Annotated in this window: 8 protein-coding genes; all 8 read right to left on the bottom strand. The window is 47.6% G+C overall.

Annotation, left to right across the window (positions count from 1 at the left end):
* Window positions 1-316: 316 nt before the first annotated feature.
* Window positions 317-4,378, bottom strand: a complete 4,062-nt coding sequence (locus tag AC0YN6_RS08455; protein WP_475746321.1) for a discoidin domain-containing protein — start codon at window positions 4,376-4,378, stop codon at window positions 317-319.
* 310 nt (window positions 4,379-4,688) lie between these two features.
* Window positions 4,689-7,313 carry a glycoside hydrolase family 38 N-terminal domain-containing protein gene (locus tag AC0YN6_RS08450; RefSeq protein ID WP_475746320.1) on the bottom strand — a complete coding sequence of 875 codons (2,625 nt, stop codon included), beginning with the start codon at window positions 7,311-7,313 and terminating at the stop codon, window positions 4,689-4,691.
* A 42-nt stretch (window positions 7,314-7,355) separates the two neighbouring features.
* Complete coding sequence (locus AC0YN6_RS08445; protein ID WP_475746319.1) at window positions 7,356-8,186, bottom strand: carbohydrate ABC transporter permease; 831 nt, start codon at window positions 8,184-8,186, stop codon at window positions 7,356-7,358.
* Complete coding sequence (locus AC0YN6_RS08440; protein WP_475746318.1) at window positions 8,186-9,061, bottom strand: carbohydrate ABC transporter permease; 876 nt, start codon at window positions 9,059-9,061, stop codon at window positions 8,186-8,188. Before AC0YN6_RS08440 ends, AC0YN6_RS08445 begins: the two co-directional genes overlap by 1 nt.
* 73 nt (window positions 9,062-9,134) lie before the next feature.
* A complete protein-coding gene (locus tag AC0YN6_RS08435) occupies window positions 9,135-10,463 on the bottom strand; it encodes an ABC transporter substrate-binding protein (RefSeq protein WP_475746317.1) in 1,329 nt (442 codons plus the stop codon).
* Window positions 10,464-10,572: 109 nt separating this feature from the next.
* Window positions 10,573-12,165 carry a response regulator gene (locus AC0YN6_RS08430; protein WP_475746316.1) on the bottom strand — a complete coding sequence of 531 codons (1,593 nt, stop codon included), beginning with the start codon at window positions 12,163-12,165 and terminating at the stop codon, window positions 10,573-10,575.
* Complete coding sequence (locus AC0YN6_RS08425; protein ID WP_475746315.1) at window positions 12,162-13,916, bottom strand: sensor histidine kinase; 1,755 nt, start codon at window positions 13,914-13,916, stop codon at window positions 12,162-12,164. Before AC0YN6_RS08425 ends, AC0YN6_RS08430 begins: the two co-directional genes overlap by 4 nt.
* Window positions 13,917-14,351: 435 nt before the next feature.
* On the bottom strand, window positions 14,352-19,433 hold the full coding sequence (locus AC0YN6_RS08420) for a DUF7402 domain-containing protein (protein ID WP_475746314.1): 5,082 nt from the start codon (window positions 19,431-19,433) through the stop codon (window positions 14,352-14,354).
* Window positions 19,434-19,490 lie beyond the last annotated feature (57 nt).

Below are 19,490 nucleotides of genomic sequence, written 5' to 3'. Positions count from 1 at the left end.
ATAGCTTAATGAGATGGCGAAGAGCGTATCAATGTCCTTAGCTCCAATAGCCAGATACTAAGTTACATTTCCCTTCACCTCCGTCGAACTATGAATTTTTTAAAATTAGACTAGAAATAAAGCGTTTTCATTTTACGACGCTTATTATAGGGTCGTGAGCGACACAACTATATTAACTAATGAAGTTATTAGGCTGTCGCTTGCGGCGTGATATCCACGACCGCAAGCGCCATATGCGTCACGCCGGCTCGGCTGATCCAATGCATCTTGCCGAACCGAATCTCGTCCCAAGCTCTCTGACCATCAACGGATCTTATTATTCCATCAATAGAGATGCAATCTTCGCAAGATCCATAATGTCGATTTTACCGTCCTTATGCAGATCGAATTTCTGGACATTATTCCAATCCGGACTTTCCTTGTCTTTGCCATAATGAGCGGCTGCCATCGCCAAGTCTCCAATGCTTACCTTCTCATCCCCGTTAAAGTCGCCCGGCATGCCCGGCTGCTGCGTGACCTCGATTTGCATAGCCGCCGGTTCGGCTTCGATTTCCAGCCCGCTGCCGTCGCCCAATAACGCTTCGGAAACGGCGATCGTTCCCATCTGGCTGCTCGTCACGTCCTTCGCTTCGAACGTCAGCTCCAGAATATCCGCATCCTCCGCGACGGCATGCGCCGATCCTTCGCTCGCGATAATGAAGCGCATCACACCGGCCGACAGTTCTTTCGTCTCCACAATGCCTACCCCTTCAATTAATGAGGCGGCATTCTTAAAGTCAAAGAGATTCGCGTCGTATTCAATCGTAATATCTTGGGCAAAAATCTGTTGCGACAGTTTGCTTAATCCGTACTTCACTTTAAACGAGCCGCCCGTCTGCACGGATTGCGGTCCGGTTATTGTGGCCGCCAGCTTCGTATTTTCCGGAACCAGCTTGCGCAAAGTGTATGTCTCTCCGGCTACGGTATTAAAGGTAACAGTGGCTTCGCTTGCCCAGTTCGGAGCGGTTCCAATAGTGGTTTCAATCTTATGGCCAGATGAGTCAAAGACATCGACACCCTCAGTCCAGGGAGAAGCGACGGTCAACGGTTTGCCAGCCTCACTCTTAATAGTCAATCTTTGCACCTCGTTCAACGCTCCGTCGTAAGCAGCGGACACTACGAAAGCTCCCGGCGCTCGCAGTCTGGCAAATGACGCGTTCTTTCCGCTCACCCAGTTCGGGAACACCTTCATAACGCCCTGGTCACTCATAAGCAGCATGCTGTTGATCGCTTCGGTCGCGCCGATCTTCTCCACGCCGTGCACACCATCACTGATGCGCAGATTAGGCTGTATCTGAGCTCTGATCGTGTTGGTCATATTTCCTAATACAGCATCCGCGGGGTATCTGGTGCGAACCGCGTCGTTGAAGATTCTTGGGAAATTGTTGATCTGACTCCACGCCCTGGTTCCGAATACGTCGATCGTGTTTCTGGCGATCTGCAGCTCGCTATCCGAGGAGTAGTAACCCAGTTGACCGCCCGGGACAACGATGTCCAGCGGGATGATATTTCCGTCACCCGGGACAGGATTGGCCAGATCCACCCACTGCCCGTTCTTCCACTCCTTTTCCGCGAGGGCATAGACCTGCTTGCCATTCCAAACACTGGTTGGCTGCGGAGCGAGGTGATCAAGAAGATTCTGCCAGTGCGCCCTTTGATCCACGTCTCTGCCGAGCGTGACGCTGGCGGCAATCAACTCAGACAAGACATTCTTGAGCGCCGCAAGTTCCACCGCGGGGTTTTTCGCCCACGAACCCTCGTTATAACCAGCGTACAAGGTATACGTGTCGCCCGTCTTATCGAGCCATGTGTCATAGAAGTTCACGCATTTCTTCAGATAGTCATAGACGTAGGTTTCCAGATATGTTTCATCCTGTGTATAGTGATAGTATTCAATCAAAGGATGGCTGCTGTAAGCCGCATTGAGCGCCTCTGAGTGGTAACTATCGTCCATGACAGTGCCCCACGGTCCAATACCTACCGGATACAAAATCGCGTCAGCGATTCCATTTTGCAGATCCGGACGGCTGTTGACATATCCTTCGTTGATGCGTCTGAGCTGATTCGAGTCCGCAGCGCGTCTCATGCCCTCGGGCACAAAACTCAACATCGCCTCTCCGGCTGGCAGCGATAGGTCGTTGCGGTTGCTGGAGTTGGTTCCGTAGAACGTGGCGATGAAGTTATAGTTGAGATGGTAATCGGAAGACCAGCTGGGATTGTCGGTGGTGTGCCATACCCCATAAAGTCCCGGAGCAAGTTTTCCGGATCTGGCGGTACTGCCAAGGAGATACTGTGCTCCGTAGTAGTATTTCTGTACGTCGGCGTAGTCCGGGATGTTAATGTATGAGGCAGACCAGAACTTTTTCCACCAGCTTTGATGATCTGCCCGCAAGGTCTCAAGCTCCTGAGAGCCGTTGATCGGCGACAGCAGAGCGCTCGCCTCCGAGACCGGATCGGTCATGAGCAGATTGTTCTTTGCGTCGTAGGTCTTTCCGCCGCCGCCGATCGCTGTAACGATCTGTACCGTCTGACCGGCATCCAGCGTAAACGCTGTGGTACTCGTGCCTTTCAAACTGTCGGCAGAGACCGTGCTTTCGGTGCCCAGCAGTTTGGTTGCAAGAGCCGCTTTCGACGTCCATGAGTTCGGGTTAAGCGGCGCGTTGTTGAACGTCGTCCTGGTGGCTACCGCGTATCCGTCAACTTTGTCTGCAGTGGCCGGGTAATTATGTTTGTCCGCCTTGCCCCAAGTGTTCACCTCCAGATCCACCGGTTCGGATCCCAAAGACGTGAGCTCTGTAACCAACAGGTTTTTCGAAGAAGATAGCCATGTTTGCATAGACAGATTCACGCCGCTGATACTCAGCTTGGTCTGGATCTCCGCGTTTAAAATATCCTGCTTCTCGTATGTCGGAGTACTGCTGAGAGGTTTGCTGTAGAGTTCCAGTTCATGAATACGCAGCACATGCTCTTTGCCCGCCTCAGCAGATGCTTTAGTGACCAATAGCCGCACATAGCGCGCCGTGACCGGAGCCGCTAGATTTCTGTTTACAATATCGTTGTTGTTGCCTGTTACAGAGTCCATGTCGACCCAACCACTCTGCGTCGTGACATTGTCCCAGGTAACGGCGCTCTCGTCAGGCAAGTATTGCAGCGCATAATCTTTGGTGTTGCGAGAGATAGATTCACCCGCCAAGCTTGCGTTATACATACTGTAACTGGCAATCGACGTAGGCTTTCCTAAATCGATGATCGCCCAGTGCGGGGTCGCAAGATTTGTGGTGCACCATTTCTTATTGACATCATTAGATATGCCGTCAACCAGCAGCTCCGGACCAAAGCCGGACAAGGAATCGTCAACCTTCACCGGCCGATTCAACGCTATGTTCGGATTCCCTTGAACAGGTGTTGTTTGCTGAGGACGCTCATAGAGTTCAAACTGTCCGATTCTGGCACGTGGATTGGAATCTGTGTTGCTCTGCTGCAGCGGGTTGGTGATGTACAACCGGAAGTGCGCAGAGGTGACCGGAGCGTTCAGGTTCGCGTCGTACACATCATTAGTGTTGTTTTCGACCACGGACACATCCGTCCATACAGCGTCCGGGCCGCCCGTTTCGCTGACTTGCAAGCGGAATTTGCTCGTATTGTTCATACTGAAGCCGCTGCGTACTGCGCCGTCGTTTTTGACTACCCATCGTTGCACGGTAATCGGCGAAGCATACTCAAGCTCCAGCCAGTGGGTCCTGCCGACCTTAGTCACCCAACCATAGCCGCTTGAAGACGTCAGCATATTGCCGTTTACCGCGGTCGCTGGATAGAAGGTTTCGTAGTCGCTGCTTGCGGTGACAGCTTTATAAGTCGGGGCTAAATTCAATTTATCGCCCTGAATCGATTTCTGCTGAATCGTAATACCGCCGATGGGCAGAGGTTTGGTTAGATTGTCCCCGCTATTATGTACGCCAAGCAGATTTCCCGCTGAAATGAAGTCTGATTTTGAGACTAGAAACGTCTTTTGACCTTTCGCCCCTGCCGATGTTATTCCCACATCGCCGTTGCCAAGCAGCGCCGTGTTGGGCATTTTGTCGGAATAAGCGCCGCTGTAACTGTCGCCGTTCCATTCTCCGTAGATATTGCCTACGATCTCACTGATGTTTCTCCAGTCGTCGGTACCCGCTGTTGCTGCGAATTGCGTTCCCGGAACGACATCGCCTGATTCCACTGCGTCGATGCCGTCAGCCGCCAGCGCGGATGGCAAACTCCCACTCCCGACCGTCGCACTTAAACAAAGACTAAGGATCAGCGACTGAGAACCGAGGCGTTTCAGTGTCCTTGACAGTTTCATAATATATCCTCCTCTTGATTGGTTTTGACTTACGATTAAATCAACAAGGCGCGGAATACGTGAACTTGTGCATCGATTTGTTGGTACCCTCCTTTGTTACCATGCTCTTCTATCTGCGGAACCTAGTATTTCAATTCTTATAATAAAATTTGACAAGTTTTAAAAATAGTACAGAAATTAACGATTCAATCTAAATTCTAATGCTTGTAATAACTTTCGTATTCAGATCTGTAATCCGCTTAAGTTTGCATCATTTCTAAACAACGAAAAAATCCCGATGGAATTTCTCCATCGGGCAACAACGCTTCGACTATTCGAACGTCACGAGCAAATGCAGCATTTGCCTGGACTCCAGCGTGACCTCCAAAGTATCCATACCGACAACCGCAACTTCCGATTGAATTTGCTCCAATGTATCGGTTCTGAACGCCTTATTGATCTTTCGATTCGGAAACTGCAGCCGATACTCCCTCTTATGATCCGTACCGTTGATCAGGCGCACCACAATCCCGTTGCCTTCCTCGGCCGGTTTCACGTCGAAGGCTTGAACGCCGTTACCTTCGATTCGAATGAATTGGCCGGCCTCTTCTTCTTTGCAATCGACAACCGGCGTTGCGTATACGGAAGCCGAAGCTCTCGCGGTCGACATCGCCGCGATTACCGGATCGAAGGATTGGAAGGTTGATAAAGTATATACAAACTCGACAAAACCCGGTTGGCGGCCACGGAAATTCGTGTCCCAATAATTATTCATCGGCCAAGCCAGCAATAAGGGGTTCTCCTTCTTTTCGATCGTCTGCTGTTCTTTGCCGAAGTTGAAGTCCCCCACCTGCACGAGCGGCGCATCTGGGCAGCTCATCGTCACGCCATGCCGTCCGTCGTATACGGAAACGCTTTTATCCACCGTGATATAATCCCTGCACACGCCCTGCAGCTGCTGCGCATCCAATTCGACCATTTGTCCGGCTGTATCGTAGTGGCTGCGCCACGCTTGCAGGTTCAACGGGATCGCGAAATAGGTGCCCTCGGGCGTCGTAATGTCTTGCTTGTAGAAAGAGGCCTTCATTTCAATATCCGGTTTGTAGCTGAAGAAGGTGTACCGTTGCTCCAACCGCTCAACGCCCGGCGCGTCCCAGCTCAGAATCAAGGTGGCGCTATGCGCGCTTCTTTCGACACGGCAGGAATTTAACCGGGTATACGATTGTCTCTTCGCCTTCCAGTTATGGTTCCAATCAGTCAAGCTATTGTTTCCTCTATCGACGTCTCTAGGAAAGATAGCGCTGCGATTATTTTGATGATAAATGGGATCGACCGTTTCCTGCACGTATTGGAACAACGTCCACGGGCTGGATGAATCGAGCACTTCCCATCCTTGCTGATTATCGAACAAGCTCGTTATCCGGCCCGTCAGAGGGTCGAAGCGGAGCGTATGGAACGGTGTAACGATCGTCCCCTCTTGCAAAGTAATCTCCCGGAACCAAGGCCCTTCCCCTTCCGTTCCGACTGTACCGCCGTCCGCCTGAACATCCGTCGAACAATCCGCTTCCCTCATCGTATGGAACGGTAATTTACGCCAGCTGAAGGGAGGAAGCTCGATCGTTCCATAGCTCTTCCCTTGATGATGGACATCGCTATTCATGAGGACATGGCGCATCCGATCGGCGCCAAGATGTCTTCCCGGTATCCGAAAGCTGGATGGAATGCGGATGTCGTGCGTCACGGCGACGGAAGACGGATTAACAAGCATCAAGCCTTCCGGTTCTTCCGATTGCAACCGATTGTTCGCCAGCTTCTCCAGATGAACGTTCAGCAAGTGGCCTGTCAAGCTGTTCGCTTGATAAGCGTAATGGGCTTTATGCATCCATTGAATCTCGACGCTTAATTGATCCGGCTCCGATACCGAATTGAAAGCTCCCCATGTGTGCTCGTCATACAAATGGATTTGATTCCAAGCTTGCTTCTTAAGCTCGAAGAAAGAACGGTCTTCCTCCCGTCCGAAGGCATCGAGCAGCTCGACCGCCTTCATGCCTTGCTTCGTGTGGCGGTTCAGCTTCGTTTCTTTGGCGGAGCTCGCCGAGCCGAAGTTCCAATAATCCGTCCAATCCCCGGCATAGGTCGGCAGTATCGCCGCATGCTCTTGAACTTTGGCGTACAATTGTTCCGGGGTGACGAACGAAATCCGGATTCCGCGCTCTTCACTGTTCCACTTTTTCAGTAGTTCCGCCAATTCCCGATCCGGCGGATTGTTGTCGTAGAGCGGCAAATTCGTCGCAGTCAAATAAACGAAGTCGAACGGATATTCAGGGTTCGCTTCGATTTTGCGCAAATATTTGGACAGCCCTTCGGCCATTATGTTCGTGTCTTTGGCGTTGACATCGCAAATTTGGCTGAACAGCGAATAGTGTTCGCCATTAAAGGTCAGCAATTTTCTGCTATCTAGAGCTTCCCAATGAAAGGCGTTCGGTCTGTTGAAAGGAACGCCGCCGAAATGAACATTAATGCCCATAATGAAAAACTGAACGCCGGCATCCAGCAGCAACTGTGCATAAGGCCATGGCTGACCATTAATGTCATGGTGAATGGCCGTCTTTATCTCGTAGTCGAGCAAAGTCTGCAGACGGCGGATCGGATAAAGTGTTCTGGCTAGCTCTTCGGCTGTGCAAAGCGGCGTCATATGCATATAGGACGCGGAAATGCTCATTTGGCCGTTGTGCAAATATTTTTTGAAACGCTCAATCTGATCGGACTTTGCCGTTTCGAGCCAGCGCAGGACGGGAAGGGTGGATTCGCAGGTCCACCGGAAGCGGTTGAACTCTTCCCACTCCTCCGTCATCTCGCACAGGTCCAGCGCTTGGTCGATATATCGAGCTTGCATTTCCAGCAAGATCGGCTGCGCAGTCGTATAACCTACATCCAGGTGGCTATGGTGCAGCACGAGCACTTCTTTGATTTTAGACATCGTTCCTCATCCTTCCTGTTATCCCTTCAAAGAGCCGGAGGTTATTCCCTCGACGAATTGTCTCTGCAGCGCGAGGTACATAACGATAATCGGCAGCGAAGCCAATAACATCATCGAGAACATTTGGCCCCAGTTGACCGAGAATTGCCCGATGACGCGATAGATGCCCGCCGTTATTGTCGTTCCTTTAATCGGTCCGATAATAATGAGAGGATTCAAAAAATCGTTCCAAACCCACAAACCGATGAAAATGATGACGCTCGAGGTACACGGTCCTAGCAGCGGAAAAATAATTCTCCAGAACGTTCTAAACGTACCGGAGCCGTCGATGGATGCCGCTTCGTCCAACTCTCGCGGGATGGTCCGAATAAACCCCGAATACATGAAAATGCCGAAAGGAACATAATAGCCCATATAAAAGACGATAAGGCCAATCTTCGAGCTCATCAAATGCGCCGCGACCAATACTTTTACGACCGGAATCAATATGATTGTCGTGGGCACCATGAGCCCGAACAGGAAAAAGAGCAGCAGCAGCCTGGTCTTCTTGCTGTCGTTGCGAACCAAATAATAAGCAACCATGGACGAGGAAACGATGATGACGAGCAGAGAAGCCCCGGTAATGACGACGCTATTCCACATGCTCGTAAACAATAGATGATCGGGCCTTAAGATGATGCCTTTAAGATTTTCAAGCGTGAATCGAGTCGGAAAACCGAGCGGATTGGCCATGATCTTGTCATTTTCCTTGAACACATTAATAAGCACGAGATACAGGGGAAGGAAGAACGCGAACGTCACGCATATCGTAAACAGCTTATGCGCATTCGCTAATAATTTGGACGTCATCAATATTCAACCTCCCTGCGTTTCAATAAGGTGACGACGACGACGGAAACGGCTCCGATAAGCAAAAACAGAACAACGGCCATACTCGAAGCGTAACCCATTTGATTTTCGACGAAGCCCATGTTGATGATTTTGAGCGAGATCGTCTCGGTCGTCGTGCCGGGACCCCCATTCGTCAATACGACGACATGGTCATACACTTTAAAGCTGGAGATCAGAAGCATGACGGTATTGATCGTAATTCCCGGTGCCAGCAGCGGATACGTAATATGCCTGAACTTTTGCCAGCGGTTGCAACCGTCTATTTTGGCGGCTTCATACAGGTCGCTCGGAATACTTTGAAGCGTAGCCAAGAAGACGACCGTGCAAAAGCCTAACGATTGCCATACGATAACGCCGATGATGGAGTAGATGACAATGCTCGTATTCGCGAGCCAGCTCGTACCTTCTATGCCAGTGTAACTCAACAGTTTGTTGAGAACGCCCTCATCGGTAAGGATGATCGACCAGATAAAGCCTACAATCACGGGGCTCAATACTTGAGGCGTAAAAAAAATGGTTCTGGAGGCGTTATACACCCAGCCTTTGAAATTCACGAGAAGAGCGGACAGCAGCCCCAATCCGTTCGAGGCTAAAGTAACAAGAAGCGCGATCATGGACGTCACGGCGATGGCATGTCCGAATTCGCCGTCTTTGGCCAGCGCTTTATAGTTATCGATCCCTACCCAATTAAAATCCGGGAACAGCGGGTTAAAATTCGTGAAGCTGTAGTACACGCAAAAGAAAACCGGCAAAATGACGAATACGAGATAAATAATTAGGCCGTGGGATACGAAGAGTAAGAAGTCGGACCATTTTTTTTTCAGTGTCTTCACCTCATTGGTTCAAAAATAAGGAGAAGAGAATGGTTTCTCCTCTCCTATTCTACTTGTTCATGGATAGTCGTATTTACTTCGTGCGCGAGGCGATTTCATCCCATTTCTTATCCAGCGCCGCCAATTCCGAATCGACGGGTTTGCCGAGAATCATGTTCTGCGCGGCTTTGTTGAATTCGTCGACCATTCCAGGAAGCATGGCTGCATCGCCATTCTCCCATCCGAAAGCGTTAACCTTCGTGCCTTGACCGCTCATATCGATAACCTCTTGGAACAATGGCGGGTAAGCGTAATCGACGGTTTGGCCTTCTAATGGAATCAAGGAGTCCGATTTCACGACATCGAGTACGGTTGCGGGATCCAATACGAACTCCGTTGCGAACATTTGCGCCGCTTCCGGATATTTGGTCGTTGCGCTGACGGAAGCAGGTCCGCCTACGGAATACGGCGTAACAATCGATCCGTCATCCGTCGGAATCGGGAATACGCCGACATCGATGTCCTGTTGCCCGAGGGCCGCCGCGATGAACCAAGATCCCATCGGATACATAGCGCCTTTGCCTTTCAAGAACGCGTCTTGCAGTTGGGAATAACTGATAGCCAATCCGTCATCGTTAAAGGCTTTGGTTTCTACGAGACTCTTCCATTTCTGAACGGCGTTCTTGAAGAGCGGATCGGAAAATTTCACTTCGCCATTTTTGCGTTTGTCTACCCAGTTCGGCTCTTTGCTATAGACGTCCGTGCTGATAATGCCGTCCAGCAGGAAAGTCGTGGACCAAGGATCCTTGGCACCGCCGTATAGCAGTGGCGTTTCGCCGGCCGCCTTCAGTTTACCCACGACGTCAACGAATTCCGCCCATGTTTTCGGCTCAGTCGCGCCCGCCTCTTCGAACATTTTTTTGTTGTAGTAAATGTAAGAGATCGTTTGTGCGCCCCATGGCAACAGATACACTTTACCGTCGATCGCCATCGATTCCGCGCCCGGTACTTGTTTCACGTATTTGTCTTCGAAAGCCATGAGCGACTTGGAGGCCAGGAATTCCTGCACGGTTACCGACATTAGCACGTCCGGGAATTGGCCCGTCGCAAGCAATTGCTTCGCATATTTCGTGCGGTCGACGTCTGGAGATACGATTTTGTTCACTTTGATGTTCGGGTGCTTGTCCGTGAATCTCTTGATCGCGGCATCCCAATAAGCCGCTGTCAGGTTAGGCGTTTCGAACACGAGCACGTTCAACTCGGCTGGTTGTTCGGAAGCAGGAGCTTCCGCCGCAGCCTCGGAAGGCGACGCCGAAGGAGCCGCAGGCGCGTTCGAAGGGTCATTGGAGGAAGACGACTTGCCGCATCCGGCCATGACGATCGTAAGGGATAAAGCTAAGCCCATAAGCATGAATTTTTTCAATTGATTACCCCCTGTCTAGTGTTGGTTCTTACATGATTAATAATAAATCCCCCGCCCGGAGGCCAAAAGTGCATGAATTAATGATCGACTCTAAAAACTAACGCAGTTTCTAAATTCCTTTTTTAAACTCCATTGGCGATTTGCCGGTGATCTTCTTGAAGTGACTGTAAAAGTAATTCGGCTCCACGTAACCGATTTTTTCGGCAATCTCTTTGGCGCTCAAATCGGTAATGAGCAGAAGGTTTTTCGCATTGTTAATTCGGACACAATGCAAATACTCGTTGAACGGCCGGCCTAGCTCGATCCTAAGGCGCTTACCCAGATAAGGTGCGGATATATGAAACTGCTGGGATAATTGCTGCAAGCTCAAGCCTTCCATATAGTAGTTATCGATGTATTTGATTACTTTATCAACGATGCTCGTATTTCGATTCGTCTTTAGCTTTTGAAGCGTATGAAGCAACGTACCCGCTAAGCTCATGAAATGCTCGAACAGCTTTTCCTTGGAATCGACTTGAAACAACGCGTCCACAGACTTCGGAAAGTGGCTGACGTGCTCAAGAATCTCAAATTCCATTTGCCGGAGCCGGCTCATGCATAACAAAGCGAAATCGACGAAGACGGAGCGAATCAGATGGAGATCCGGCACCTGAATTTCTTGCAGCCGCGTCCCGATTGACTCCAGCTGTGATATAACATCATCGTACTCCTGCTCTTCAAGCAGCCGATTCAATGGTTCGAAGCCCAGCTCTTTGGCAAGTGCTTCTTTTATGGATTCTCGGTCCTTCTTCGTATAATCGATGACCGAGGCGGATTCGACGAAATAGCGATAATCGTACTGATCCATCGCGCTTTGATAGGAGCGATGAATATCTCTCCAAGTCACACAGGGCTTGCCAATGAAAGCGACGACCTGGATTTTCAAGACGTTTGCAATCAAAGTGGCGGTCTCTTCCATCCTCTTATTAATCGCGGCTTGTCCGGACCGGTTCGTTCCGGCGAACAGAAAGACGATTTGATTAGTTTGATTGCCGAATACGTATACTTTTTCGTCACTGCCGATCGTCTCTTGCGCAACGTTGCGAATGGCAAACTCGGTTAGCTGTCTCTCTTCCAAGAGCGGAACGTTTTTTTGCCTCGCGATCGTATCCATAACGACGACCTGAAACCCTTCCTCATGAATACCGATGCCCAGCATCTCGCACTTTTCGACAACATCCCGAATGGAGTAATTGTTCAATACGATTTGATTCAGCAGATTGTTTTTCATGAGCTGCGTGCCTTCGTACAACTCCCTTGATTTCCGGTATTCCATAAGTAAACCTTCTTGAATCTGCTCAAGGGAACCGATTAATTCGTCCTTATTGATCGGCTTTAATAGATAGTTGTCTATCCCCATCATCATAGCTTCGCGCAAGTAACGGAACTCATCGTATCCGCTGATAATCAGAACTCTTGACCGCATGTCGGAGGTTCTTATCCTTCTTAACAGCTCGAGTCCCGTGCATTCGTCCATTTGAATATCCGTGATGACGACATCGATCTTTTTGTGAGTCTGGAGAAATTGCCATGCATCTTCTCCGTCCTCGAACAAGCCGGCCACTTCGAAGCCCAGGCTTTCCCAATCCAGCATGGAATGCAAGCCTTCCCGTATTAAGAGCTCGTCATCGACGATGATAACTTTCCTCGTAAATAAGCTCATGCGATCACCTCAAGTTTCGGAATATGTAACGTCACTATGGTCCCTTCTCCTATCGAGCTATTGATTTCCAATCCGAACGGATCTCCGAAAAGGAGTCGAAGTCTTGCGTGCACGTTCATGATTCCTACGAACGGAGCTTCTTTCGAATCGAGTAACGGCTTTTGAATATTGGCTATTAGCCGGTTCAAATCATCTCGCATAATGCCCTTTCCGTTATCCGATACGGTTACTTGGATCCTTCTGGATACTTCCCTTATCCTGATCTGAATTTCGACTTCTTTGCCTTTATTCATGGCATGCTTAAAAATATTCTCTACGATCGGCTGAACGGAAAACTTCACGATGCGTTCATTTTGCAACGAGGATGGAAAATCAATGCTGAATCGAATTTTCGGAAAACGAATTTCTTGCAGCTTCAAGTAGTACTCGACGTAGTACAGCTCCTCGTACAAAGTCACGAGCGTTTCTTTGTTTCGAATGTTCCACCTGAACAATTCGCTCAATCGATAGATCGTATCCGACAACTCCATATTGTTTTCTTTCATCGCCTGCATCCGTGCGATTTCCAGCATATTGGACAAGAAATGCGGGTTGACCTGTGATTGCAGCAGAAGGAGCTCCGCTTCCTTCGACTTAAGCTCGAGAACATATTCTTTCTGTATGTATTCCGATAGCTTGAGGATCAGTTGATTGTAGGTATCCTCCAAAATCGTGAATTCGTCGTCTTTCTGTAAGGGAATCGGCTGAACATATTCTCCGGGACTATATTTCCTCATATTGCGGGTTAACGATTGCACCCTCTTTGAAAGCGCTCTCGAGATATAAAAAGCTACAAAAACGTTTAAAACGATAATGGCCGCTAACGTAATCCATTGGTTTTTCTTCATAGCGAAGATATTTTCGATCAGTTTTTTCTTGGATTTCATCATCGTAAATACCATGTCGTCACCTGTATTATGGACATTGGTAATGGAATAGAGCTCGTGACCGCCTTTGATCGCTTCGATATCGGTTCGTTCGACATCCGAAGGAACGGAACTCCCGGACATCCAGATCGTGCCGTTGGCGTTTTTTAATTCAAGAATGGAATCAGTTCGGAGATGATCGCCGCCTTTTTGCAAAAATCCGGCATCCAAGCATACGATGAGGTAACCGGCCGACTGGCTTTGTTCATACGCATTCGGATCGTTTACCTTCAAGACGAAAATGAGAATATCGTTTTGAGGCGTTACGCCAGTGCCGTTCCGCTCTACCGGATATACTTTTATGAACTCTTCTTCTTTGAATGAAAGCATGGATCGGAAAGAGGGCATCTGGCTAGGATCGAAGTATCTGACGAACGCGAACTTCGCCTCGTCTTGGCTCCTGACGAACAAAATGGAGCTTGTATTTTCGTCCGTGTAAGCCATCGATTGCAAAAATTGCTCGATTTCGGCTTTCAGCCGCAAATCGTCGACTTCGGTCGTTCCCTTGAATTTCTTGATCTTCTCAAGGATGGATTCGCTTTGATTGGATTCAAAAAACAAAGAGAAGACATTCGAGCGAATCTGCTTTAATTTATGGTTATAGGCATCCCGGACATCGAGCATGTCCTTTCTGGCGAATTCGTAATCCCGTTCCTGAATGAACCGGTCAACGCGAACGATATTAAGCTGTCCTCCGATCACGATGAGGATGGATTGAACCACAATTACGGCGATTAAAACTTTCGCGAACAAAGAGTGATTGAACCGTTTCATAAAGTTTATCAAAATCTAACTACCTCCAATAAGAAATAGAGCGACTTCCCCCGTTGCTGGCTTCGCCTACGATTTCTATCTGGTATTGCTGTCCTATATCCCTTCTTTTCTCCGTTGACATTGTCAACATAACAATCTCCGATGCTTTCGTAAACAACTATATCCTAATAATCCTCCAAATCCCAGAGCAGGCCGACTACGATTTTTAAACATTTCTCATATTAAAGAACAAAAGGAGCTGATCTGGATTACTTTGTCGATGTCGTTCATCATATCTTTAATGCGATCCAAGCTTGCGGGGACCCCAAATCATCCTAGGAAACACGCAAAGAAGTCCCCAAAATCTAGGGACTTCTTTGCGTTTTTGTAATTTCGACCACTGCACTTGTGTTTCTCTAATGCGATCAATTGAACAGTCTATCCTTTCAACATTTTACAAGAATATTTTTATTTCAAGATCGCTTTGGCTACGATTGCAAGATCTACGATATCAATCTTGCCGTCTTTATTGACATCCGCATTCGCGTTCCAGCCCACTTGACCTTGTTGCTTGCCGTATGCACCTGCAACAATAGCCAGGTCTCCGATTGTAATACCGCCTTGTCCGTTAATATCTGCCGTTATTTTCTTCGCTTCGAACTCTTGCATTGCCGATTCCAATGCGGCTTTCGCATCATCTACTTGCTGCTGAGTCGCATTTGAATCGCTCGCAATCGCACGAGCCGCATCGATAGCCGACTTCAATTGCGCTTTGGAGCCAATCGCATACAAGCCGTCTTCATTGCCTTCCACTGCCGCATCATGTGATGCTTGCGCGTTCGTAACCAGTGCTTGTAATGCCGCTTTATCCACAGCGATAATTTGAATCGTGTACGCAGAACCATTACTCACCGTCGTTTCGTTTCCGCCAGCACCCGCAACAGCTACGTCGGTTAAGAAGATGGGGCTCGTTACGTTTTGACTAGCCTCTTTGGCTTTGAAGTTCAGTTTCAATACAGGAGCCGTGTGCTTAATTGCACTTCCGGACCCCGAACTTGCCATCAGAATGCGAACCTCACCTTCTCCTTCTTTCTGTCCAACAATCGAAAATCCGCTTTGCAAAGCTTCGACTGAGAGGAATTCTACTTGGGATGGATCATAATGGATCGTTTGATCCAGCGCATACACGTGTTCTGCAACATTGCTGAGCGTGTAGGTCACATCGAATGTCTCACCTGCAATGACGCTGGCGTCTCCCGAAGCTGTTAGGATTGGCTTCGGCTCCGTATTGTCTGTATCATCTGCAAACAACTGAAACTCTGCCAAGCCGCGCTCTGCCCCAGATTGGGTGTATTTCTTGTCTGGATCGATTGTGAATTTAACCGATGTTATGGTCTTGGCTTGTTCCAAAGTAATGATATTGTCAGGTTGCCCTGCCCATTTCAGATCTTTCACTACCTGGCTTGTTCCATCGCTAAATTCCAATAACCCTTCTACAATCTGGTTCACATCGTGACCCCTGTCAATGAGGTTAATTTTCTTAACGGCAATAGGATTATCGAAATCAAGTTGAATCCACGGACTTTTATCACTCTGTTTGGCAGCCCATGTTGTGCTCTTGTCACCATCAATTGCTTTTTCACCCAAGTAACGGGTATCTTGATTATCTCCATTAGGATTACCATTTTTATCTCTAACCGATGATACGGTAACTGTGGCGGTCCCTACTGGGATTTTATTCACAGTTACTGTAATTCTTGTTGTCAATGGCACGTTGTTCGGATTTAACACTCCGTCAGGCAGAGTTACGGTTCCTGGTACTGTGAAGGTCTGACCCTTCATCGCCGTCGGATCGTATTGGGCGCTGCTGACATCCCACGTCACCGGGACATCCAACTTATACGCACCGAATGTAATGGTTACTTTGCCGGGCAAGTCAAGCGCCGCTGCTGTCTTCGGCGTTCCGATCGCGACCTCGGTGATCGGCGCAGGATCGATAATGCCCGTCAATGGTGGAAGATTTTCAGTTACCGACACACTGATACTTGTTGTCAACGAAACAGCACCATTGTTTTGAACACCCATTGGCAACTCTACATTACCACTGACAGCGAAAGTCTGGTCGTTCATATTAGTCGGGTCATAGCTTGAATCTTTAACATTCCAATTTACCATTGCAGTCAACGGCCCTGCATCTGTGTTTATTGTAACCGTTGTAGGCAGCTTAAGGTCAAATGGAGTTTTGCCTGAACCCTTCATTATTCCTATAATCGGGGTGGGCACCGGTATATCAGAAATTTGAGGCGCATTCACTAGCCATTTTGCGTACACAGTCATGTCGCCGTTTACAATCGTATTTTTGTTAAATGACAATCCTGATGCGTTTACTCCTTGGAACCAACCTTTAAAGGTATATCCGGCTTTTGTCGGATTTCCTGGTAAGCTGCCTGTACCTCCATTCATGGATGCAACAGTTGATTCTGTACCTGCAAGTATCTGTGGCGTACCGTACTGAGTTGTACCATCCATGTATGTTACAGTCGCAGTCTTGGCAGGATCAATTGTAAAGGTTTTTGTTTGGACCTCGCTGAATTGGTGTCCGTCTGTACGTGCAACGTACTTCAAGGTCATTCCATCGGTTACAGGTATAGGAGTTCCTGTGTAAAGCTGTGTTTTTGTATAGTCTTTTGGATCAGATCCATCTGTTGTATAGTAAATAAAAGTATCTCTAACATCATCAATCAAGCGAACAGTCGAACCTGTTCTGAGTGTTGTGCCAGCAGCATCATCTGTTGTAGTTTTTGTTATAGGTTTTTCAACAGGGTTAGCTGCATATGCTTGCAATTCAACCCAAACTGGAGCAGTGCCGGTTGTAGAAGTTCCTGTCCAAGCACGGATATATCTTGCATTGGTAGTTGAGAAGTCCACAGTCTTTCCTGCTGAATATGGAATGTTTGAGTTGGTACGGAAATCGTACGCTGTTCCTGCTTGAGTGTCAGCATATTCCGCATCCGTTCCAATCCCCTGTCCAGTGGAATTGTCAGTGTCATTATTAAACACTGTTGTAACTCCGGTAGTAAATGTCTTGTCGTTGGAAAGCTGAATGATAACGTCATGATATGTTTTTACGTCATGCATCAATTTAATTTTATTGAGATCATATGCCTTTCCAAGGTCAACTTGCACCCAAGCCGGAGCTTTTTCAGCAGTTGATATGTTACCAATTTTATCACCGTCTGTAAGACCAGATGCTTCGCCATAGTATGGGGATGAAAATCTGAGGTTTTTGTCAGACATCATTCTAACCGATTTGTCTAGTGCAATATTTAACGGTCTATTATCTACTTGACCAACAAATACATCTTCCGCAGTGCCTGCCATAACAACTCCGTTACTGTCAGTTTGTTGCAGAAGCCATTTATTAACACCTGCGACCGGTTGTGATAATGTCCAAAATGTGCCGGTATCACGCAATTCCTGTTTTTGGTATTCCGTGAAAGCGCCCATATTTCTGGCAGTTTCCCACATCTTAATTTTAGCTAATTGTCCTCCAGAATTCCACGAAGACAATTGGCCTGAAGTAGCCTGAATACCTGTTCCTCCATTCCAGCCTGCCATCTTTGAGAGCCAATACTCAAGCTTCGCCATAGTAGTCAGCTTACCGGCATAGCTCCACCCGGACATCACAGGCATGAAATTACGTTTCATGTATGCCATGTTTGCATATGCATAATCCATACCCGTATAGGCTTCGCCCCAGCTTACTCTGCTAGTAGCATCCCAAATACCGGAATATAGATTACTATTTTCATTAATAAAGTCGTTTGAATCATTCAAAGTATTGAAGAAATTAGTTGAAAATTTATTAACCGTCAAATCGCTATAGTCAGTCCATTGAATTTCTTCAAAACCATCAAAAGACATTGACTTTAATCCGGTATTGTTTGAAGCTTGCGCTAATCTGGTTGAAATGTCCAGTGACAATTTATCGTTTGCTATCAATCCGGCATATCCGGCACCATACATTTGATATACATACGAATTTGCCAAATGGTTTGCAGCTGTTGAGCTAAGTTGAGCACGTTTGACTCCTGTAAGGCTCCACGAACCGTTGTCCAATTTCATTACACTTGAATATTGGATATACTCATCGTCAATTTGCATGTATGAATTATTTTTAAATTTGCTGTCTGGTACGTTGTCGAAATTTCCGTTAATTGTAATCGTTGTATCCGTTGAAGTGATCGGGTTTGCAAGCGTAAGGCCTACCAATCTGTTTCTTCCAAGACCGGGATCTCGTGTAGTTATCCAAGGATCACCAGGTTGTACCATATTTGAAATGGTATGCACACCCATGTTTTTTCCCAAAGTTGTAGCTTTGTCCACAATGGCTTTCGCTCCTGTGTCAGAACCGCCAAAGCCTGAACTAAATTGGTAATTTCCGTAGGTTACCCATGGACCTGTAGCATTCGGCAAATGATAAATATAATTTAATCCTGCAGCGTTGGCATAATTATTTAATGTGCTAACACTTGTTGGGGTAATTGAACCGTCATTTGTTACTAAAAAGCTTTGACTGGATGCCTGTGCCGTTTTCTGCCACTGACCATTAACAAGTCGGTGAGGCAGCCCTTCTCCGATTTGGATATCGGAAAGCGTATTCAAAATGTTGCTGTTGCTAGAGCCAAACAAAGCAACTTTTGAACCTATAAGCTTACCATCAGCTGTGTCTAATACCGGTATCGGTTGTATTGAGCCTTGAAGATAGCCACCATTATGTCTGTATCTAACTTTTGTATAATCGTAGGTGTATGCTCTCAGTGCAGTACCCCAAGGCGTAGCTGAACCTATGTTACGATCATAACCCATTCTCTGTGGACCATCAGCGGTGCCATATCCTTTATATCCTGTCGTGTAGGAATATCCGAGATTTGGATATTCATGCAGCCATCCGCCGATTGTCTTATCATTGAGTGAGTGCAAACCGATTCCAAAATTGTCGTCGTATGCAACACCTGCTGTTTCTGCGAGGGTCTGCGTGATGTTTGTACTAATCGGACCCCAACATAAGGCTTGAACATCGACTCCGGCACCTTGAGTAATATTTGTCACTTCAAATGTAGCGTAAGTCGCTTTTGACACTACCTTGACATCAACCTGTACGTCATTAGTGTTCTTGTCTGTAAATTTAAAAGTATATGTAGATGTAGATTGGTCAAATGTAACAGCTGTCGGCAGCAATTCTTTACCATCAGTACCCAGCTCAGTACCGTCTGCTATAAGTTTAATCAGTGGTGCCAAATGATTTGGTTCTACATAATCTGTTCCATCGATTTTGCTTACCATATGGATAATTTGACCCTGTTCATTCATAGTGATTGTCATTTTCCCTGCATCAATTGTATAGGTCTGTGATGCTGCTTCGGTTGCTGTGACATTCGTTTGAGCTGCATATACATGAGATCCAAAGAGAACATCGCTGGCTCCAAAGTTTGCAACTACCATTGCAGTTGCCGCGACGACGGGTAGGATTTTACGTAATCTTTTCATAGATACCTCCGTGTAGAATCGTATTTGTAAGATCATTTTGCTCTATTCTAATTTCAT

This window comes from Paenibacillus sp. J22P15 (genome assembly GCF_056269345.1).
This window is presented reverse-complemented; position numbering and strand designations above follow the sequence as displayed.